The 20,562-nt window shown below is 60.4% G+C and carries 17 protein-coding genes, 1 other RNA gene and 1 pseudogene; 4 read left to right on the forward strand and 15 right to left on the reverse strand.

All coding sequences use genetic code 11. The features are described from left to right. Nucleotides 1-67: 67 nt before the first annotated feature. From ABHR63_RS01065 to ABHR63_RS01100, 8 genes are all read right to left on the reverse strand, one after another. Nucleotides 68-832: an acyl-CoA dehydratase activase gene (locus ABHR63_RS01065; protein WP_195568208.1), complete on the reverse strand. Its 765-nt coding sequence runs from the start codon at nucleotides 830-832 to the stop codon at nucleotides 68-70. Between the two features lie 155 nt (nucleotides 833-987). Next, nucleotides 988-2,151, reverse strand: coding sequence for a double-cubane-cluster-containing anaerobic reductase (locus ABHR63_RS01070; RefSeq protein ID WP_195568207.1), 1,164 nt, complete (start codon nucleotides 2,149-2,151; stop codon nucleotides 988-990). 154 nt (nucleotides 2,152-2,305) lie between these two features. Further along, the gene (locus tag ABHR63_RS01075; protein ID WP_346964921.1) at nucleotides 2,306-3,589 is read right to left on the reverse strand and encodes a double-cubane-cluster-containing anaerobic reductase; all 1,284 of its coding nucleotides are present in this window, start codon (nucleotides 3,587-3,589) and stop codon (nucleotides 2,306-2,308) included. Nucleotides 3,590-4,018: 429 nt separating this feature from the next. Continuing rightward, the gene (locus tag ABHR63_RS01080; protein WP_195620603.1) at nucleotides 4,019-5,089 is read right to left on the reverse strand and encodes a sulfate/molybdate ABC transporter ATP-binding protein; all 1,071 of its coding nucleotides are present in this window, start codon (nucleotides 5,087-5,089) and stop codon (nucleotides 4,019-4,021) included. 3 nt (nucleotides 5,090-5,092) lie between these two features. Then, on the reverse strand, nucleotides 5,093-6,535 hold the full coding sequence (modB, locus tag ABHR63_RS01085; RefSeq protein WP_238057264.1) for a molybdate ABC transporter permease subunit: 1,443 nt from the start codon (nucleotides 6,533-6,535) through the stop codon (nucleotides 5,093-5,095). Nucleotides 6,536-6,603: 68 nt separating this feature from the next. Next, complete coding sequence (gene modA, locus ABHR63_RS01090; protein WP_195620598.1) at nucleotides 6,604-7,479, reverse strand: molybdate ABC transporter substrate-binding protein; 876 nt, start codon at nucleotides 7,477-7,479, stop codon at nucleotides 6,604-6,606. Between the two features lie 203 nt (nucleotides 7,480-7,682). Then, nucleotides 7,683-8,162: a MogA/MoaB family molybdenum cofactor biosynthesis protein gene (locus ABHR63_RS01095; RefSeq protein WP_118080408.1), complete on the reverse strand. Its 480-nt coding sequence runs from the start codon at nucleotides 8,160-8,162 to the stop codon at nucleotides 7,683-7,685. Nucleotides 8,163-8,172: 10 nt separating this feature from the next. Continuing rightward, entirely contained in the window at nucleotides 8,173-9,435 is a 1,263-nt protein-coding gene (locus ABHR63_RS01100; RefSeq protein ID WP_195568199.1) for a molybdopterin molybdotransferase MoeA, read from the reverse strand. A 210-nt stretch (nucleotides 9,436-9,645) separates the two neighbouring features. Here ABHR63_RS01100 and ABHR63_RS01105 point away from each other — a divergent pair, with 210 nt between their 5' ends. Together ABHR63_RS01105 and ABHR63_RS01110 are read left to right on the forward strand one after the other, a co-directional pair. After that, the gene (locus ABHR63_RS01105; protein ID WP_195568198.1) at nucleotides 9,646-11,067 is read left to right on the forward strand and encodes a chloride channel protein; all 1,422 of its coding nucleotides are present in this window, start codon (nucleotides 9,646-9,648) and stop codon (nucleotides 11,065-11,067) included. A gap of 87 nt (nucleotides 11,068-11,154) precedes the next feature. Continuing rightward, nucleotides 11,155-12,117: a diacylglycerol/lipid kinase family protein gene (locus ABHR63_RS01110; RefSeq protein ID WP_195620596.1), complete on the forward strand. Its 963-nt coding sequence runs from the start codon at nucleotides 11,155-11,157 to the stop codon at nucleotides 12,115-12,117. An 86-nt stretch (nucleotides 12,118-12,203) separates the two neighbouring features. Here ABHR63_RS01110 and ABHR63_RS01115 read toward each other — a convergent pair. The 4 genes and pseudogenes from ABHR63_RS01115 to ABHR63_RS01130 form a co-directional block, all read right to left on the reverse strand. Further along, a pseudogene (locus tag ABHR63_RS01115) lies at nucleotides 12,204-12,515 on the reverse strand (peptide chain release factor-like protein); the annotation flags it as partial. A 152-nt stretch (nucleotides 12,516-12,667) separates the two neighbouring features. Then, nucleotides 12,668-13,246, reverse strand: coding sequence for a xanthine phosphoribosyltransferase (locus ABHR63_RS01120; protein ID WP_055286127.1), 579 nt, complete (start codon nucleotides 13,244-13,246; stop codon nucleotides 12,668-12,670). 157 nt (nucleotides 13,247-13,403) lie between these two features. Next, nucleotides 13,404-14,708 carry an MFS transporter gene (locus ABHR63_RS01125; RefSeq protein ID WP_195620595.1) on the reverse strand — a complete coding sequence of 435 codons (1,305 nt, stop codon included), beginning with the start codon at nucleotides 14,706-14,708 and terminating at the stop codon, nucleotides 13,404-13,406. A gap of 141 nt (nucleotides 14,709-14,849) precedes the next feature. Further along, the gene (locus tag ABHR63_RS01130; protein ID WP_346964920.1) at nucleotides 14,850-16,133 is read right to left on the reverse strand and encodes an O-acetylhomoserine aminocarboxypropyltransferase/cysteine synthase family protein; all 1,284 of its coding nucleotides are present in this window, start codon (nucleotides 16,131-16,133) and stop codon (nucleotides 14,850-14,852) included. 230 nt (nucleotides 16,134-16,363) lie between these two features. Here ABHR63_RS01130 and ABHR63_RS01135 point away from each other — a divergent pair, with 230 nt between their 5' ends. Further along, entirely contained in the window at nucleotides 16,364-16,810 is a 447-nt protein-coding gene (locus ABHR63_RS01135) for a C-GCAxxG-C-C family protein (protein WP_346964919.1), read from the forward strand. A 67-nt stretch (nucleotides 16,811-16,877) separates the two neighbouring features. Here the strand turns inward: ABHR63_RS01135 and ABHR63_RS01140 are convergent, their stop codons facing one another. The 3 genes from ABHR63_RS01140 to rpsA all read right to left on the reverse strand — a co-directional run bounded on the left by ABHR63_RS01140 (nucleotide 16,878) and on the right by rpsA (nucleotide 19,449). Then, a complete protein-coding gene (locus tag ABHR63_RS01140) occupies nucleotides 16,878-17,516 on the reverse strand; it encodes a YigZ family protein (RefSeq protein WP_199409465.1) in 639 nt (212 codons plus the stop codon). Nucleotides 17,517-17,594: 78 nt separating this feature from the next. Then, an RNA gene (gene rnpB, locus ABHR63_RS01145) (RNase P RNA component class A) lies at nucleotides 17,595-17,956 on the reverse strand. Nucleotides 17,957-18,282: 326 nt separating this feature from the next. Beyond that, nucleotides 18,283-19,449, reverse strand: a complete 1,167-nt coding sequence (rpsA, locus tag ABHR63_RS01150) for a 30S ribosomal protein S1 (protein WP_022095232.1) — start codon at nucleotides 19,447-19,449, stop codon at nucleotides 18,283-18,285. Between the two features lie 315 nt (nucleotides 19,450-19,764). Between rpsA and ABHR63_RS01155 the strand changes: the two genes are divergently transcribed. Then, nucleotides 19,765-20,523: an HAD family hydrolase gene (locus tag ABHR63_RS01155; RefSeq protein WP_329737888.1), complete on the forward strand. Its 759-nt coding sequence runs from the start codon at nucleotides 19,765-19,767 to the stop codon at nucleotides 20,521-20,523. Nucleotides 20,524-20,562 lie beyond the last annotated feature (39 nt).

A 20,562-nucleotide genomic window follows, 5' to 3' on the forward strand; every position in this document is an offset into this window, starting at 1 on the left:
AGGTCAATCAGTTCCTCCCAGTATACGCATGGCGGCGCCGAGAGCGGACGGCGAATGACACCGCCCCTTACATGAGCGCCTGGGCTCGAATGGCCGCGCCGATCGCTCCGGCAAAGCGAGCCTGGGGCGAGGTGGTCACCGGCGACCCCAGTAGCTCGCCCAACCGCTCCACCACGAAGGCGTTCTCGCACAGGCCACCGGTCAGATAGTACGGGGCGCCCGCTGCCTGCCCGGCCATAGTGGCCACGCGCGAGACCACGCTGTCGATCACGCCGCGCGCAATGTTCTCGCGCGGCTCACCGCGACCGATCAGGCTGATGACCTCGCTTTCGGCAAAGACCGTGCACATGCTGGATATCTTGGTGGGCTCACCGGAACGCGCAAGGTCGGCCATCTGCTGCTGGGTAATGCCCAGGCGGTCGGCCATGATCTCCAGAAAGCGCCCCGTGCCGGCGGCGCACTTGTCGTTCATGGCAAACTTGGCCACGCGGCCGCCTTTAAGCTGAATGACCTTGGTGTCCTGGCCGCCCACGTCGATCACGGTACCGTGGTCACCAAACAGGAGCACGGCACCGGTACCGTGGCAGGTAATCTCGGTCACGACCTTGTGCGCATAGGGCACGGCGACACGACCGTAGCCAGTCGCGACCACGCGAGCATCTTCAGCCGTCACGTCATAGCCGGCTGCAGCGAGCTCACCGCGCAGGCGCTCGGCCGCATCGACCGAGGAAAACCCGGTTGGCTGCACGCACGTCCACGCCACCGAACCCTCCCCATTGACCACAGCAGCCTTAGCCGCCGTAGACCCGATATCGATCCCGATCCCTATCATGGCTCTTTCCCAATCTAAACATCAAAGGTAGCGGCGCGTTCAGGCGCCTTAGCTCTAGGTTTCTCAGGTGCCGGAGATTGCCCCGAAAGAGGAGCGCAGCGTACTTTGGGTACGCAAGCGACGGTTTGAGGGGCAAGATCCGGTGCCTGAGAAAGCTAGAGGGTTTCGATGAAGGCGGCGATGCGAGTCTCGATCTGACCCATGTCGCCGTTGCTGTAGTCGGTCTCGATCTTCATATACGCAATACCCGCGCTCTCGACAGCCTCCTGCATGCGAGCACTCTCCACGTTAAAGGTGTGGCAGGCCTGGAGCACGTTTTCGACCACGCCATCAACGTGATACTTCTCGCACATGGCCAGCGTATTTTCCATACGACCGACGTTGGGCGTCATGACCGAGCAGTTGATGTCCAGGTAGCGGTCGGCGATGGCGCGCAGGATATCGGGAGCCTCCGGGTCGATCATCATGGCCGCCGTGCGCTCGCCCGAGCAGTCGTCCATACACACGACCACACCGCCGTTGGACTCGATAGTACGGCCGATCTTGTTGATCACGCCGCCCACCGGGCAACCGGTGATCAGAATGCGCTTGGCATCCGCCGCAACCGGGCGCTCGCCCGCATCGTAGGCCTCGCGCAGCTTGGCGACCTTTTGCTCCAGCTGCTGCGTATAGGCCTCGATATCAAAGCTGAACGTACCGGCAAACATAGTGCTCATCAGGTCAACGCCACTCATGGCCGCAGGCTGGTTGGCCTGAAGCGCGAACATATCGAGCTGCGCCGCACGCAGGCGATTGCGGCGACGGACGGCGGCGCGCAGGTCGTCATCAGTAATCGTAATGCCGTAGAAGCCCTCGAGCTCCTCCTTGAGCAGGCGGCACTCCTCGTACCAGCTTTCACGCTCGTAGGCACGATCGCGACCCTGCGGAAGATGCAGAATGTGCGTGCGCTTGAGCTCGTTGAGCAACTCGTACATCTTCTTTTTGCCGTCGCAGGTGGTCTCGCCGATGATCATGTCGCTAAAGTACGTAAACGGACACTTTTGCGAGTAGGCAAAGCCGTAGGTCGACTTGATGAGCGGGCAGAGGTTTGCCGGCAGCACCTTCTCGGCCTCGGGAATCACCTCATCGGACGTGCCGCACAAGGCCACACTTGCAGCGCCCGCGGCGTCGATAATCTCGAGCGGCGTATAGCTGCACAAAAAGCCGACCAGGCGATTGCCGGCCTGTTTGTAATCCTTGACGCGAATAAACGCCGCCTTGCGCTGCTCGTTGAACTCCTCAAACGTGGACGGCAATGGCTGCTCAATATTTTCCGACATATAACTCCTTAACAAACCTTTTAGCCAACCAAGGAAACGGCTTTCCCAGGTGCCCGAGGTTGCCGTGAAAGAGGAGCGCCGCGTACTTTGACACGCAAGCGACGGTTTGAACGGCAAGATCGGGTGTCCGGGAAAGCCGCCGGGACGGATAGCCCTAAATGGTTTCCAAGAAAGCCTCAATCCTGGTTTGTAGCTGGCCTGCATCCTCGCCGGCGTAGTCGGTCGTGATGTGCATAAACGGAATGCCGGCCTCCTCGGCAGCCTTCTCCACGGCAAACGACTCCATCTCGTAGAGCGTGCAGAACTGCAGGGCCACGTCGACGATACCGTCTGCATGCAGGTCCTTGGCCATCTGGACAATGTCCTTCATACGCTGGTCGTTGGGCGTAAAGACAGCGCAGTTGATCTTAAAGTAGCGCTCGGCGATGGCGTCGAGCATCTCGTCGACCGTCTCGCCGGACTCGTCGACCAGGTCCTTGTAGTAGCGCGAGCCCGTGCAGGACTCCTCGCCTACCACAACGCCGCCGGCCTTCTCGATGAGGTTGAACAGCTTCCAGTTGGGCACGGCCATGGGCGTGCCGGTGTACAGGATGCGCTTGGTCCCCTTGGGCGCCACGCCCTCGCCGGTCTCAACACGCTGCTCGCACTCAGCCGCCATATCGTTAATGGCTCCGGTCAGACGCGGCGTGTCGTCCATAAAGGCTGCCTGCACGGTCAGCAGGCTATCGAGACCGCTGATGGGCGCCGGGTCGGCAGCGCGCGTGGCAGCGAGGCGCTGCAGGGCGCGACGCTTCTCATTGACGGCGCGGATGGCGGTCTTCAGACGCTCAGGCGTAATCTTGACGTCACACTCTTCCTCGATCTTGGCGGCAAGCTTTTTAACCTCGGCCTTCCAGGTCACGAGCGTCGACTCGTCGTGTACGTTGGGAATATCCATGACGTACATGTTCTTTTGCGTGGCAAAGAACTCGTAAGCTTTCTTCTTGCCATCGCAGGTGTTCTCGCCTACCACCAGGTCGCTCGACTCGATATAGGGGCAGACCTCGCCCAGCTTAAAGCCGGCAAAGCTCTTGATAAGCGGGCAGGTGTTGCGCGGCAGGTGCTCCTCGACCTTATCGGTTGCCCAATCGGCACCCGAGCACAGGCCCACGGGGATGCCGTCGCAGGCAAGCACGATCTCCTCGGGCACGTACACACAGAACGAACCGACGATCTTGGTGGCCTCGCCGGCCTCCTTCTTGTCGAGCATCTCCTTAATACGGCCGCTATGGATGTTGGTGGCGACAAAATCCAGGTAGGACGTGGACTTGGGGCGATTGTTCTGCGTCAGGAACATGTCGCCGTACATCTGACCCACGGCGCCCAGCAGCATGTCGTGGTCGGCAAGATTCATGCCGAGGCTCTCCCACATCGGATGGAAATCAAATTCTTCAGCCATGACGGTTCCCCTCTCGAACCAAAAATGAATAGCTACGGTATTCCTGCACGGTGGGTGGCGAAAACCCAGCCGCGCTCAAACCCGGAATTTTGGGGAACCCGCTTTGCAGCTGATTATTTAGTTGTGCGTCGTCTCTCCCGGAGCCGTGAACATACCTGCTCATATGCGGCTCCGAGCCATATACAGGGCGCGCGCGGCAACGCGACGCGAATATGTCATCTGCAGCACCGGCGCACCCTCCTTTTCTCGTCGAAGGTAACTATATCAACGGTTGTCGTCCAGACGAACACCGCCGACATGCGTACGACAGCGTCGTGTGCCGTCGTTTAATAATTTATTATCTGTGTTGATAAGAGTTTGTCATCCATCATTCGGCGAACGGCAAGACAAAGCCGCCGAGGCTTATATCCCCGACGGCATTACCCGGCGCTATCGACAAACCAAATGGATCTTACTCGCATCGAAGTGCATGCGTAGCGTCTCGCCTGCTTGCGGCAGCTCGTCGACAGGCACGCCCACCTTGTTGACCTTCCACTGCAGACGCGTGGGCGCATCGACGCGCGGCACGTCCAGCAGCACCAGCCGCTCAAAGCGCGAATCGCTCACACGAGCCACGTGCAAATCGTAGCTGTTACGGCCCCGCTCCGCGCGATTGTCAACATGGAAGTAGCTCGCACGAATACCGAGGTACGCCACGTCATCTCGAACCTCACGGCCCACATTAAAGGTCATGCCCCAGTCGAGGGCCTCAACTTCTTCGTCGCCGATCTTGCGCGCGCGGCTCGTATTCTTGCAGCCCGTCAGGCGCAGTGCCGCCAGCGTCTGCGGACGACGGACCACGTCCTCGATGGAGCCGATCTCCTCCACATGCCCGTCGTGCATCACGCAGATGCGCTGACACAGGCGGCACGCTTCGTCGATGTCGTGGCTCACGTAGAGCACGGTACGGTTGCAGACGTCGAACAGGTCGAGCATGTTTTGCTCAAGCGCGCTCTTGAGATACGCATCGAGTGCGCTCATGGGCTCGTCGAACATAAAAATGCCCGGATGCGCCGCCACCATACGGGCAAGCGCCACGCGTTGCTGCTGCCCGCCCGAGAGTCGCGCGGGGTAGCGATCGACAAAATCGGCCAGACCGAAAATGCCCAGATAGCGCTCGGCGAGCTTTTTGCGCGCGGCGGCGTCGCCAGCATCCTTTACACCGGCGCATACGTTATCGGCCACCGTCATGTTGGGAAACAGCTGATAGTTTTGGAACAACAGGGCGCATTTTCGCTCCTGGGGTGACAGGTTGATGCCAGCCGCCGAGTCAAAAAAGGTCACGCCGTTGACGACGATCTTGCCCTCGTCGGGCGTCTCCACGCCGGCAATGCAGCGCAGCGTGCAGCTCTTGCCACATCCGGAGGCACCGAGCAAGGCCACGCGCTCCTCGCCGGCCTCAAGCTGCATGTCGAGCATAAACCCGGGATAACGCTTTTTGATATCCAGAACGAGTGACATGACCTATAGACCTCCCTGCGGCGCAGCATCATCGCGCATGAGCTCGGCCAGCGCCTCGCGATCGATACGCAAGGCATCGCCGCCCGCCGGATCGAGCGAATCGCCCTGTCCGGCAAACTCTTTGGCCTGCTTGCGCTCCGCACGGGAAAGGCCCCGTTCGCGATACTTTTGCGAATGCGCCGTGTACATGTTGATGAACAGGATGACCAGGAAACTAAACACGATCACGACGGCGACCCAAAAGAGGGCCACCGAGGTGTTGCCGCCCATCCACTCAAAGTAAATGGCGATGGGGATGGTCTGGGTAATGCCGGCGTAGTTGCCCGCAAAGAACAGGGTGCAGCCAAACTCGCCCATCGCACGGGCAAAGGCGAGCACCGTGCCGGCGGCAATCGAGGGCCAGCCAAGCGGCATCATAAGCTTGGTGAAGATGCGACGCTCGGACCAGCCCAGCGTGCGCGCCGCATCGAGCATCTGCGTGTCGAGACTCTCGAAGGCTCCGAGTGCCGTACGATAGACGAGCGGGAACGACACCACCACGGCAGAGATCACCGCCGCGGGCCACGTAAAGACAATCGAGATGCCGTGCGCAATGAGCCACTGGCCCACCCCGGTCAAGCGGCCAAACAGCATAAGCAGCAGAAAGCCGCAGACCGTGGGCGGCAGCACCATGGGAATCGTAAAGACCGAATCGAGCAAACCCTTCACGCGGCTCGAGGTACCCATAGTCTTCCACGCGGCGAACAGGCCCAGTGCAAAGGAGATCAGCAGGGCAAGGCCACTCGTTTTAATAGACACCCAAAACGGTCGGTAGTCGATGCCGCCCAATAAGGAGGCCAGAGAGGTCAAGGGCCCCCGCTCATCCCGCAACACGACAGACGACGCTTCTACCATTTGAGCGCTATCAAGCCAACGCGCGCCGCCCTTGGCATCACCCGAGGCTGATGCAATCACCACATAACGGTCCCCATCCGCACCGCGCTCGTCAAAGCCATAGGTATACCCGCCGGCATCAAACGTTGTTTCCGCCGTGACATACCAAGGAAGATCCACGTCCCCTAGCTGCGCACCTCCCATGCAGTTTGCGCTGTCGAGCTCACAGACGAGGGCTTTGAGACCCGATACGCACTCGTTGTCCTGCGGATCAAATCCATACTTCTCGACCGCCTTGGGCGATATCCACACAACAACGCGATCGGCAGCAGGCGCCACCACAAGGTCCACGTCCTCGTCAACGGGAAACCGGTAGCCCTCAGGCTGGCCCTCCATGGCACGAGCGGTCCCCTTGGCCAGCCGCTCAAAACCCTCGATCCCATAGGAAAGCCCATGAGCGGTCGCAGCAACCTGGGCCCCGTCCTCAGCATCCCCAGCAAACGCAAATCCCGGCACCCAGCAAAGCGCAAAGGTCAAAGCACAGGTGACAAGCATGCGGAATCTATTAAGCACGAAAAGCTCCAAGCGAATACAAGGACGGAGTGAAACACAAAACGATGGAATTATCGCGCCAAGCCGCACTACGCGGAAAGCTCAAAGCCGTACTTAGCCCAAATCTTCTGAGCCTTCTTGTTGGTCAGACAGAAGTCGATGAACGCCTTGGCCTCGTCGGCATGCTCGGAGCTCTCGGCAACGGCACCCGGATACACGATGGGCTTGTGCGAATCCTCGGGGCACACGAAGGCCTCCTCGATGCCGTCGTAGCGGAAGATATCGGAGCTGTAGACAAAACCGGCCACGCAGTCGCCCGTAGAGACGTAGGCGGCAGCGGTGCCGACCTTATCGGCCAGGGCCACCTTGTCGGCGAGTTCGGGCGCATACTCGCCATCGTCGCCCTCGGTGCCGGTGTAGAGGCCCACGGAGGCCAGGGCCTGGTTGGCATACTTGCCGGCGGGAACGGTCTTGGCGTCGCCAATGGCAATCTTGCCGTCCAGGTTCGCGACGTCGGCGATGGCCTCGACCTTGGCGTCGGAGCCCTCGGCGCGAATGATCACGAGGTCGTTGACGAACATGTCCTCACGCGTGTCGGCGTCGACGAGTTCGGCGGTCTCAGCGTCATCCATGGTGCCCTTGGAAGCGGTGATGAGCACGTCGACGGCGGCACCGGCGCGCATCTGCTCGACAAGGTCGCCGGACGCTTTGAACTGCGTGTCGGCGAAGGTGGTGCCGGTCTGGTCGGTGTAGAGCTCCTGGACCTCGGGAAGGGCCTTCTCGAGGGAGTTGGCGGCAAAGACCTGCAGTTCGACGGTTTCCTTCTTGGAAGAGGCCTTGGCGGAGCCGGCATCGGATCCGGCCGGCTCGGACGTCTTGTTGTCCGAGCAGCCGGCAAGACCAAGGCCGGCAGCGACGGCAGCAGAGAGCGAGACGAATCCGCGGCGAGAAACCATATCGAACATGTTCAACCCTTTCGAACGCTATGCCCGGGCACCCCGCCGCAGGCTTTAATCTGCAATCAGATTATACTTCCGTGCGAATAATGGTAGTGAGAAATTATTCTCGCTAGAGAATATAGTTTCGAGTTACCGTACACCTCGGCGTCGATTCGGCGGAAAACAAAAGCGGAGCGACCGATAAGGTCGCCCCACCGCAGGTAAATAGCTTAGTTGGTATGTCCGCCGCCCGCTGTCATCTGAGCCGCGTGCTCCAGCTGGTCCGCTATGGCCTCCCAGCTTTCGCGGGCGGCCTTCGTGGAACCGGGAAAGTTTACGACAAGTGTATGACCTCGTTGCATGCAAATAGCACGCGAGAGCATAGCGCGGCGCGTCTTGGTCATCGAGTACGCACGAATTGCCTCTGCAATACCCGGCACATCGCGGTCGCAGACGGCACGCGTCGCCTCGGGCGTCACATCGCGCATCGAAAGCCCCGTGCCGCCGCAGGTGAGCACGACATTGGCGTGGCACTCATCGGCGGCTTCCACAATGGCATCACCAATCTCGCTGACGTCATCGCGCACGACCACATGTGAGGCGACCGTCCAGCCCTGCGCCTCGATAAGTTCCTCGAGTGCGGCTCCAGCCTCGTCCTGGGCAAGATCGCGCGTATCCGAGCACGTCACAATCGAAATCTTCAACTCCATAGCGATCCTCCTATAGCACCGTTCCCTCAGGCAGGTCGACACGCACGACGTCCACGACATCTCCCGCCTTGAGCTCGCACGGTCCTTCGTCAATACGCAGCAGGCAGTTGGCCCGCTGCATCGTGCCGAGCAGCGCCGAATTCTGCGTCTTGGCCTCGGTCACCAACAGCTCACCGGTCTCGGGGTCGCGCAAAACCGTGGCGCGATCGAAGAAGCGTCGGTCCTGGCGCTTTTTCACACCGTGCGTGAGCGTCGCCTGCTGCACGGGACGCGCGCCCTCGGCAAAGCCGCGCATCTTACGAATCGCCGGGCGGGCGAGCATCTCGAAGCCCACATACGCCGCGGCCGGATTGCCTGAAAGCCCCAGGTAAGGCTTACCCCCGAGCAAGCCAAACGTAATGGCCTTGCCGGGACGCATCGAGATCCGATCGAACAGAACCTCGCCCTCGCGCTTGACCAGCGCCGTCACATAGTCGTAATCGCCCGCCGAGGCGCCACCGCTCGTAATGACAAAATCGCACTCCTGCACGGCACGATGTACGAGCTCGGCAATCGCCTGTTCATCATCGGGAGCGATGCCGTAGAACACGGGCTCGGCTCCTACATCGAGCGCCTCGGCCATCAGCGCCGAGGAGTTGGAATCGCGAATCTGACCGCGTGCCGGTACCCTACTCGGTGCGACCAGTTCCGTGCCCAGCGAAATGATGCCCACGCGCGGGGCAGCGTGCACCTTCACGCTCGCGTATCCGGCGCTTGCCAGCAAGCCGGCGCCGGCCGGAGCCACGACCTCGCCGGCGTGCATCACAACATCGCCGGCATGGGCCTCCTCGGCAGCCGAGCGAACGTTCTCCCCTACCTTGGCAGGCGCCGAGAAGCGAACGTGCGAGCCCTCGTTGCCATCGCCATCGAGTACGTCGACGATCTCGTACTTCACCACGGCATCGGCACCTTCGGGTACTGGCGCGCCTGTCATAATGCGGACCGTCTCGCCCGCGCCGACCACGCCCTCAAAGACATGGCCCGCTGCCTCATGTCCTACGACGGAGAGCGTCACCGGAGTGTCACCGGTGGCCGCAGCAAGATCGGCTGCGCGCACGGCATACCCGTCCATAGCGCTGTTGGCAAACGGCGAAATGTCGATATCGGCCACCGCATCCTCGGCCAAGGGAAAACCAGCCGCCTGCCACACGGGAATCTCGACGAGATCGGTCGGAGCAACGTGCGACAGGACAATCGACTGCGCGTCCTCCAGCGGAATGAGTTTCTCTGCCATATGCACCTCTTAATGCCACGGCGCACAACAAGGACGCCGATTCTTTATGCTTGCCTCAGTATAATCCCCCGACGCATGGCCGCGACTCGGCCTGAACCCGCAAATACACCTGTCGGTTGCAGGCCGCGAAACAGAATGGAAACCAACCCACCGGCTCGTCGCGTTTACCGCGTTTTATAATGCTTGCGTTGCAACCTAAAAGAGGAACGTATGGCTCATAACGACAAACCCGAAAGCGCAAACGAAGCGCAGGATCATCCCCAGCCGCTCGACGATGGCGGTTTTTTCTCCCTGAACGACGTCATCATGGCAGGCAGGCATCAGCTCACCCGCTCCGAGCATCTCTTGGCTGCCGACACGCGCCGCAACGTCCGCAACCTACTCGCGAGCGCCAAGTTGCTCGCACTCGTCGTCATCGTCTCGCTCGCCATGGGTGTTGCCGCTTGGGCATTTTTGGCCTCGCTGAATATCGCGACCGATTATCGCGAGCACCACGTGTGGATTTACGCGTTGCTTCCCGTTGCGGGCGTTGCCACCGCATGGGTGTACAAAAACCACGGCCTTGCCGCCAAACGAGGTAACAATCTGGTCATCGACTCCGCCCTGGGCACACGCCTTATCCATATGCGCATGGCCGTTCTCACCTTCGTCTGCTCCACGCTCACGCACCTCACCGGCGGATCGGCCGGTCGCGAGGGGGCTGCGGTGCAGATTGGCGGCACCATCGCCAGCAACATCTCGAGCCTCGCCCACCTCAAAAAGCATGACCACCACGACCTCATGCTCGCCGGCATCTCGTCGGCCTTTGGCGCCGTATTCGGCTCGCCCCTTGCCGGAGCTTTCTTTGGCATGGAGATGTGCTTTATCGGCAAAATCGACTACACCGCGGGCATCTACTGCCTGGTCGCCTCGTTTACCGGCTACTTTTCGTCGCTTGCCTTGGGAACCGAGTACGAGGCGAATGTTATCGCCAGCGTTCCCGCTATGACGCCCAAAACGGTCGTCATCGTTGTTATCAGCGCAATTATCTTCGGTCTGACGGCACGCCTCTTTGCCTGGTCGGTTCGAACCGTCAAGAGCCTCTACGGTCGCTTTATCACCAATTACCTCGTTCGCGCACTCATCGGCGCACTCGTGGTTTTGGCCGCCTATGCCCTCCTCGACGCCTGGAACTACGCCGGCCTTTCCACGTGGCTTTCCGGCGCCGGATTTGCCGGCAACACCACCCTGGCGGACGCAGCCATCAAGTTGGTCGTCACAGCGCTTACCCTGGGCGCGGGCTTCCAAGGCGGCGAGGTCACGCCCCTGTTTGGCATCGGTGCGGCGCTCGGCGGCTGGATAGGTTGCCTCGTCGGAATCGATCCCAGCTTTCTGGCAGCGCTGGGCATGCTCGGCGTGTTCTGCGCCGGCCTTAACGTGCCTATCACCACCTGTATGATGGCCATCGACCTGTTCCACGGCACGGCTGCCGGGTTCTTTGTCATCGTGGCCTTTATCAGCTACCTAACCGCCGGACACCGCGGCGTGTACCCCGCCCAGCGCATTATCTCGCCCAAGCGCCGTTCGCTTATTGTAGATGAGGGCGGTACGGTAGCGGATGCTATCGAGCGCCACAACGACCTGATAGAGTAGACGTAAGTATTCGACGTGCAGCCACAATCGGGGGCAATTCGACCTGAGCGCGACCGCACCGTCACGTCATACGCCGGGAGTCGCCCCATGCACGCAACTGATTTTGGCCTCACGCTCATCATCGCCAACCCAGCCGCCCAGTTGGGTGCGGCGCGCGAAGTTGCCGAGCGCCTGCAACGCTTTATGGACATGACTGCACGCGCATCCCAGTTTGACCTGGTGCTAACCGAGCGCATGGGACACGCCAAGGAGCTTGCCGCACAGGCTCAGGGCTATCGCACCGTTATCGCCCTTGGCGGCGACGGCGTGATTCACGAGGTCGTCAACGGGCTTATGACGCAGGATGAGGCGGTCCGCCCCGCTCTCGCCATCCTACCCGTGGGCTCCGGCAACGATTTTGCCCAAACACTCGGCATCGACGATTTCTCCGGTAAGGATTTTGGCGCGCTGCTCTCCTGCGAGCTGCAGCGTCAGGACATCGGGCGCATTCGCTCATGGAACCCCGCAAGCGGTAGCGGCGAGGCTTCCGTTGAGTACTACGACCAGACGCTTTCGATCGGCATCGATGCCGCCATCGGCCTGGGCACCACCGAGCTGCGCAAAAAGACGGGTCTCGCCGGCACTCCGCTCTACACTCTCTCGGGACTTGAGCAGTTTGGCCTACGCTATCGCAATTACCCCATGACAGCCAGCTTTGACGACGCGCCCGCCGAGCGCGTGAGGGCGATCATCATGGCGATTCAGCTGGGCCCCACGTATGGCTCGGGCTATCGTATCTGCCCCGATGCCGACCCCTGCGACGGCATGCTCGACGTCTGCTACGCCTGCGGCCCCGTCCCTCGCGCGGTTGCCCTGCCTATGTTTCTTTCGGCTAAGGACGGCCACCATACCAAGTTGCCACCGGTTCGCATGCGCCGATGCCGCCATGCCGCGCTCACCTTGGAGGAGCCCGACTACCCCATCCAGGCCGACGGCGAGCCCGTTGTCGCCTCACGCATCGAGGTCGACATCCTCGCCGGCGCCCTCGAGGTCTGGCACCCCACCCGCTAACCCCACCTAAGTTGCGGTGAAATAGGGACTGTCTTACGGCTTTAGCTGCATAAACAGTCCCTATTTCACCGCAACTTACGAGGAGGCTATTCCTCCCCGCCCGGCTTGCGACGGTTGGCCTTTTTAATGGCGTTGAAGTGCTTGTCATTAAGCCTGCGCTGGCGAGAGCGCTGAGGCACCTTGGTCTTTACGCGTCGACGCGGTGGACGCCCGCGACGCTCAAGCTCAGCGCGCAGCTTACGCAGGCAGCTCGCGCGATTCTGAAACTGGCTGCGGCTCTCACGCGCCGTCACGACAATCCCCGTGGGCCCATGTTTCATGCGCACCGCAGAGTCCGTCGTGTTCACGCCCTGCCCACCCGGACCCGTCGCGCGAAACACCTGTACCTCGCAATCGCGCGCCAGCTCCTCAACCGACATCTCGGCAAAGCGCGCATACTCGCGCCAGCCCATCTTGTTCTCGTCCATATCAACACCTCCCCTCATACAAAAAATGTGACAAAGGGACAGTCCCTTTGTCACATCGCATACCAATCGCTTATGTTGCGCGCTTAGGCGAAGGTGATCTCGCCGTTCTCGCAGTCCATATCGGCGATACGGGCCAAGCTCTCAACGCGGAAGCCGCGCTTACGGAGCTTATCGCCGCCGCCCTGGAAGCCCTTCTCAACGGCAATGCCAATGCCGGCAACTTCGGCGCCCGCAGCCTCGCAGATCTTAATAAGGCCCTCAAGCGCGCAGCCGTTGGCCAGGAAGTCGTCGATAATCAGGACCTTATCGCCCTCGGACAGAAAGCGCTTGCCGACAATGACCGGGTACTCCTTCTGCTTGGTAAAGGAGTAGATGGTCGTGGCATACTGCTCGCCGTCAAGGTTGATGGACTGGGCCTTCTTTGCAAAGACCACCGGCACGCCGCCAAAATGCTGAGCTGCGATGCAGGCCATACCAATACCCGAAGCCTCAATCGTCAGGATCTTGTTGATCTCGACACCCTCGAACAGACGGGCCCATTCGGCGCCCATGTGGTCGAACAGCTCAACGTCGCACTGGTGGTTGAGGAAGGCATCAACCTTAAGGACGTTACCGGCCTTTACGATGCCGTCATGGCGAATACGATCCTCAAGCTCCTGCATGGCGCAACCCCTTCTCGCGGCAACGATACCGCGCGATTAATAAACGTTGTTCGATAGTCTACCACGGACCGACCCCCGCCCGCCCCACAAGCCACATCGCACCACAAACCAGTCTTTTTGGGACGGCGCGAATCGTGGCAGACAGCCTCCCAACATGCTAATGGCGGGCGCGCATCTTCACCAAACGCACCATGGCAAGCGCAAAGCCCACGGCGGCCACAGCCATGAGTACGTAGAACACCGAGCGAAAGCCGAATAGGAATACGTCCGGACGACCTGTAACAAAACTGGTCACGGCCTCGCCCATTGCCACGCTCATCTGCCCATACAGGATATGCGACGCCGCCGTAATGCCGAGCGCCATGCCGGCGTAGCGTGCCAAACTACCCAGGCTGCCCGCAAAGCCGAGCGCTTCGCGCGGAGCCGAGCCCATATACAGCGAGTTGTTGGGGCTCTGGAAAATCGACGTACCGCACGACATAAACGCGGCACAGCACACAATCACAGGGATGGAAGAGTGCTCGTCGAGCGTACTTACCGCAAAGAGCCCGCACACGTACACGCCCAGGCCGACCGCCGTGGGACCCTCGCAGCCAACACGGTCCGAAACCGCACCCGAAAGCGGGCCGATAAAGGCATTCACCATCGGCAGCGCCAAAAACAGCAATCCGGAAATGTCGGAACCAAAGCCGTGGGCGTCCTGAAAATAGAACGGCAGGATAAACTCGGATGCGCCAATACCAACGAACACGATGAGCATGCAGGCAAGGTTGATGGTGAAGGCCGAATTTGCAAAGCAGCGACGCGCGGCCTCCGCCAGCGACATGGGGCGCTCGCCGGCCTCCGGCTTTACATGCGGCAGCGTGTAGAGCCCCACGATAAACGAGATGACGCCAATGGGCAGGTTGATGAGGAAGATGCTCTCCCAAGGAAAGCTTGCCACCAGCATGCCGCCGAGCACGGGGCCACACATCATGCCGAGGGCCACAAAGGTCGCGAGAATACCCATAGCACGGCCTCGTTCGCGCGCCGGAAACGACTCGGTGATGATACCCATGTTGTTAGCCATGGCCGCCGCGCAACCGACGCCCTGAACAATGCGTGCCAGGATAAGAACCTCGAGCGAGGCCGAAAGGCCGCACAGCAGCGAACCGACCGAAAAGACGATGACACCCAGCTGGAACACATTCACCTTGCCGCGCACGTCACCCAGACGGCCAAACGGCAACATAGCCACGCATGTCGCAAGCAGGTACACCGAGCTCACCAGCTGAATGCGATCGAGGCCCACGCCCAGCTCCTTTTGCATCACGGGCAGCGCCACGGTCACGACGGTCGAATCCAAACACACCATAAAGGTCATGACGAGCACGGTGAACAGAATCGCCCATTTATTCTTACCGTGGGTGTCGCCCTCTAGGGCAATGTGTTCGCGGCGCAGCTGCTCGGCAGTTTTCTCCATGTATATCCTTTCTATCGTGCAACGCAAAAACGGGACCCCAATCGCCTACAAACGGACACGATCGGGGTCCCGCCTACGGAATCGGAACTATGAGGACGTCGTCAGCCGAAAAGCCGTCCCACGCCTCGCACGCACGCTAGCCTAGCACTGCTCGAGCGCCTGCTCAAGGTCGGCAATCAGATCGGCCGTGTCCTCGAGGCCGCACGACAGGCGCACCATGTCGGCAGAGATGCCACAGGCGATGAGCTCTTCATCGTTCATCTGGCGATGCGTAGCGTTAGCAGGATGCAGGCAGCAAGTGCGGGCGTCGGCCACGTGCGTGGCGATCTGGGCGAGCTTGAGGCTCTTCATAAAGGTCTCGGCCGCCGCGCGACCACCGTTAAAGCCAAAGCTCACAACGCCGCAGGTACCGTTGGGCATGTACTTCTGAGCCATGTCATAGTACTTGTCGCCCTCCAGGCCCGGATAGCTCACGAAGCGCACCTTGGGATGGCTCTGCAGGAACTTGGCAACGGCCAGGCCGTTCTCGCAATGACGCGGCATGCGCACATGGAGGCTCTCGAGCGAGCTATTCAGGAAAAAGGCCGCCTGCGGGTTCTGCATGGGGCCGAGGTCGCGCATGAGCTGCGCGGTGGCCTTGGTAATGAAGGCGCCCTCGCGACCGAACTTCTCGGCATACGTCACGCCGTGGTAGCTCTCGTCAGGCGTGGTGAGACCCGGGAACTTGTCCGCATGGGCCATCCAGTCAAACTGGCCGTGGTCGACGATCACGCCACCCAGATAGGCCGCATGGCCATCCATGTACTTAGTGGTGGAGTGCGTAACGATGTCGGCGCCCCACTCAAAGGGACGGCACATCACGGGCGTCGGGAAGGTGTTGTCGACCATCAGCGGCACGCCGTGGTCATGCGCGGCCTTGGCAAAGCGCTCAATATCGAGCACGGCAAGGGCGGGGTTGGCGATGGTCTCGCCAAAGACGAGCTTGGTGTTGGGTTGGAAGGCTGCCTCCAACTCCTCATCGGTGCAGTCGGGGGCAACGAACGTGCAGGTCAGCCCCATACGGCCCATGGTGTGGGCGAGCAAGTTGTACGTGCCGCCATAGATGGCAGAGCTCGCGACTACGTGATCGCCGGCACCGGCCACGTTAAAGATCGCAAGGAAATTCGCGGCCATGCCCGAGCTCGTGAGCATCGCGGCAGTGCCGCCCTCCATCTCGCAGATCTTGGCGGCAACCAGATCGCACGTGGGGTTCTGCAGACGGCTATAGAAGTAGCCCGACTCCTCCAGGTCAAACAGCTTGCCCATGTGCTCGGACGTGTCGTACTTCCACGTGGTGGACTGGTAGATGGGCACCTGACGCGGCTCGGCATCTCCCGGGTGATAGCCGCCCTGAACACACGTCGTACCGATGGTCTGCTTGCTCATATCTAGCTCCCTTGCCTGGGTTTTAGTTTTATTCGGTCCACGATACCGCTACCCCGCACCCCTCTCAACCCATCCCCAAGGTAGGTTATGTGACTAATTGATCAGGGGTATTTATCTCAAGCCTTGGGCATTTGCTCGATAGATAAAATGAGGCATCCATGAAGCTCTCGATGATTACACGCACCGTCACGGGTACCATAGGCGGGTACACCGTGACCAAGGAGACAACGATGAAGCAAATCGATACGGCCCAGCTCGACATCACCGCCAGTCAGGCTCAGGCTGCCGAGTACCACGCCCGTGGCTTTAACTGCGCCCAGGCCGTCGCCTGCACGCTCGCGCCCGCCGTCGGGCTCGACCCCCAGATCGCCTTTACCCTCACCGAGGGCTTTGGTGCCGGCATGGGCGGCATGACCGAAACCTGCGGCGCCATCTCGGGAGCCGTGGCCATCATGGGCTTTGTAATGAGCGACGGCATGGAAAACCCCAAGACCAAGGGCCAGACCTACAAGCTGTCGCGCGAAATCGCCAAGCGTTTTGGCGAGAAGAACACGACGACCGTCTGCGGCACGCTCAAGGGCATCGGATCGGATAAGGGTCCGCTCCGCAGCTGCCCTGGTTGCATCGACGATGCCATCGAGATCGCCTGTGATGTGCTAAAGCAGCTTGCCGAGTAAACGGCAGTAACATAAAACCACGGCCGGCGCGCTTGGGATTCATCCAAAAGCACGCCGGCCGTCGTCGTTAGAACTCGGCAAATTCGGGATCGCCGACCTCGATCTCCTCGCGCCCCGCCATAAGCTCGCGCATCTTAGCGCAAAACGGCCCCTGCTCCCCCGCTTTAAACACCAAATGAAGTGTCACGGCATCCGCGTAATCGGTATCCGAAACCTTGGCACCCGAATCCTGCGCCAAACGAAGCACCTGCTCATACTGCGGATAGGCCACATGCACGTCAACAGGCACGACACTCGTCATCTCGACGATCCGCCCGGCCTCCCGAGCAGCCGCCACCGCCGCCTGCGTCGCCGCAGTATAGGCACGCACCAAGCCACCAGGACCCAACAGCGTGCCACCAAAATAGCGCGTCACTACGCAGCAAACATTTTTGAGCCCCGCACCGCGCAACACCTCGAGCGTCGGCATACCGCTCGTGCGGCTCGGCTCACCATCATCGCTTTGGCGTTCGCGTCCATCGACCAAAATCCACGCGGGAACATTGTGTCGAGCGTCGTAATGGCGCTTGCGAACTGTCTCGATAAAGGCATTCGCCTCATCCTCGGACTCAATATGGACCAGCTGGGCAATAAACCGGCTCTTGCGGTCCACAAACTCGCCCGAAACCTCAATATTCGATTGCAGAGTAAAATAGCTGTCCAACAAAGCCCCTCAACAACAAGCAAAGCAACAAACAGCCTCAATAATACGGCAAAGGCCGTACCGATTGTCAGGGTAACAAAAATGCCAAGTGGGCCTATAAGCCGGGTTCTGTCGTGAACGGTCATTTATCTTGTCTGCACGTTACCGTGCAGCTCCACGCACGCTACCCGAACGCGGACCGGGCCGGCCCATAGCGTTCCTATTCGCGCTTGCTCCGGATGGGGCTTGCCAAGCCGCCGTGTTGCCACGACGCTGGTGGTCTCTTACACCACCGTTTCAGCTTTTCCCTTTACGCCTTGCGGCGCAGGTGGGAGTCTTCTTTTCTGCGGCGCTTTCCGTCGGATCACTCCGCCCGGCCGTTAGCCGGCATCCCGCCCTCTGGAGCCCGGACTTTCCTCACGCGTGCTGCAAGCAGCACATCGCGCGACCGTCTGGCCCACTCAGCAGTGCAAGAGTGTAGCACACCGTTGCCGCAGGCAATGGCACAACACAAGCGTTCGACACGATAAACCAAGAACCACGCCATGCAGTACAATAGGGTTGTCGATGGGCAACGTCGTCAGTCGAGACGCGACCGCGCTCCACACCCCTCCGTCTACTCGGTGTGTTCCCGCCTCCTCCCCGAGGCGGGATGTCGGCATTTTTCATGCATCGACAACCCAATAGCCTGTGAATAGCCCGGGCAGCATCGCGCATCTCGGCGCCAAATGCAAAAAGGGACCCGTCCATTGCGGACGGATCCCTTAAAACAAGTGATCGTCAAACCGATTTACTCGGCGTCGGTCTCCTCGTCCTTCTTCTCGGAAGGCAGCGGGGTAACCTCGATCTCGACGCCCAGAGTCTCAGCAGCAGACTTCATGGACAGGGAGATGCGACGACGGTCGAGGTCGATCTCCATGACCTTGACCTGAACCTTGTCGCCCACGTGGGTGACCTGAGAAGGCTGATCGACGTGCTTGTTGGCCATCTCGGAGATGTGCACCAGACCCTCGATGCCCTCGCCCAGGTCGACGAAAGCGCCGAACGGGACAAGCTTGGTCACAGTGCCTTCGACGATAGCGCCGACGGGGTACTTCTTGACCAGTGCGCGCCACGGATCCTCGGTGGTCTGCTTGAGACCCAGAGAGATGCGCTCGCGGTTGAGATCGACGTCGAGAACCTCGACCTCGACCTCCTGGCCGACCTTGACAACCTCGGAAGGATGGTTGACGTGGTTCCAGGAGAGCTCGGAGATGTGGATGAGGCCGTCGATACCGCCGAGGTCGACGAAGGCGCCGAAGTCGACGATGGAGGAAACGGTGCCCTGGAGACGCATGCCAGACTTGAGCTTGGACAGGATCTCGGAGCGCTCGGCCTTACGGGACTCCTCGAGCACGACGCGACGGGAGAGGACGACATTGTTGCGGTTGCGGTCCATCTCGATGACGCGGGCCTCGATGCGGGTGCCCATGTAGGAGGTGAGGTCCTTGACACGACGGAGGTCGACGAGGGAAGCGGGCAGGAAGCCACGCAGACCGATGTCGAGGATCAGGCCGCCCTTGACAACCTCGATAACCTCGCCCTCGACGTTCTCGCCGGAGTTGAACTTCTCCTCGATGCGGTTCCAAGCACGCTCGTACTCGGCACGCTTCTTGGACAGGACCAGACGACCGTCCTTGTCCTCCTTCTGGAGAACCAGAGCCTCGATGGGATCACCGAGTGCAACGATGTCTGCAGGGTTAGCGTCCTTGCGGATGGACAGCTCGCGGACCGGGATAACGCCCTCGGACTTGAATCCGATGTCAACGAGCACCTCGTCATGCTCGATCTTAACGACAGTGCCGTTAACGAGATCGCCCTCATCAAAGTCGGTAATCGTACCGTCGATGAGGTTGTTCATCTCCTCCTCGTTGACATCGTCAAGAGAGAAAATGGACGAGTTCTGAATCTCACTCAAAGGTGGACCCCTTTCGAACTACGGGGCCCCGATTGCTAGGACCTACAGAAGGGTGCGACAAGCACACAACGTTTAGGAACACTCGGGAGCCGACAGATACTAATGTGACGCTTATGCAATCACGTTCGTATAGGTTACGGGGAAATCATTTCGATTTCAAGCGTGAACTGCGATTTTTTACTCGTATGGAGACTTTTTCGCAATCTTGTGGACGACCGTCTCCATAAGTTGACGATAGGCAGTTAGGCATACGGCTTTGCGGTAAAGTATCCGGAGCCAACGATTCTGGAACGATTTTTCGAGAAAGGTGCCCGCGTGCTCAAAGCAGTCGTTTTCGATATGGACGAGACGCTTCTTAGCATCAACCTCAACGCGTTCATCCTTCGCTATTTTAAGGATGTCTCGTCGATGCTCGCGGATATCGGACGCCGCAGCCGCGGTGGCACGATGGCACGCCTCGGCACCATCCTGGTCGACCTCAATGCCAATCGCCGCAGCGGCACGGACAACCGCACCAATCTTGAGTTTTACCGCACCGAGGTCGAGCGCCGATGCGGCATCTGCCTCTCCGATCCCCTCATCTACGAGGCGTTTACCTACTATGACCGCGAAGTGCTTCCACACAAGAATGACGATGTCATCAACGCCCACGCCATGCCGGGCGCACACGCCGCGCTTCAGGCCGTACAGGACGCAGGGCTGCGCTGCGCGCTCTTTACCAACCCCAGCTTTCCGCAGGGGGCCATCGAGTGCCGCATGGGTTGGGGCGACCTGGCCGACGCCCCCTTTGAGCTCGTCACGCACATGGGAAACACCACCCGCTGCAAGCCCGATGCCACCTACTATCTCGAGCAGCTTCAGGTGATGGGACTCGAGCCGCACGAGGTCCTTATGGTGGGCAACGACCCCAAGCGTGACTTCCCGTCCCCCGATTGCGGCATCCAAACCGCCTTTGTGGGCCAGGGCAAGCCCAGCCGAGCCACCTGGCGCGGAACCATGGAAGACTTCGCCCGCGACTTCGACGCCGTAATCGAAGCCTTCTACGAACACCAAGTAGCCGACGAACTGTCATAGGACCCCTCCCACCAAACAAAATAGCGCCGCAGGTTGAGC

It is taken from the genome of Collinsella aerofaciens, from assembly GCF_039752775.1.
GTDB lineage: Bacteria > Actinomycetota > Coriobacteriia > Coriobacteriales > Coriobacteriaceae > Collinsella > Collinsella aerofaciens_R.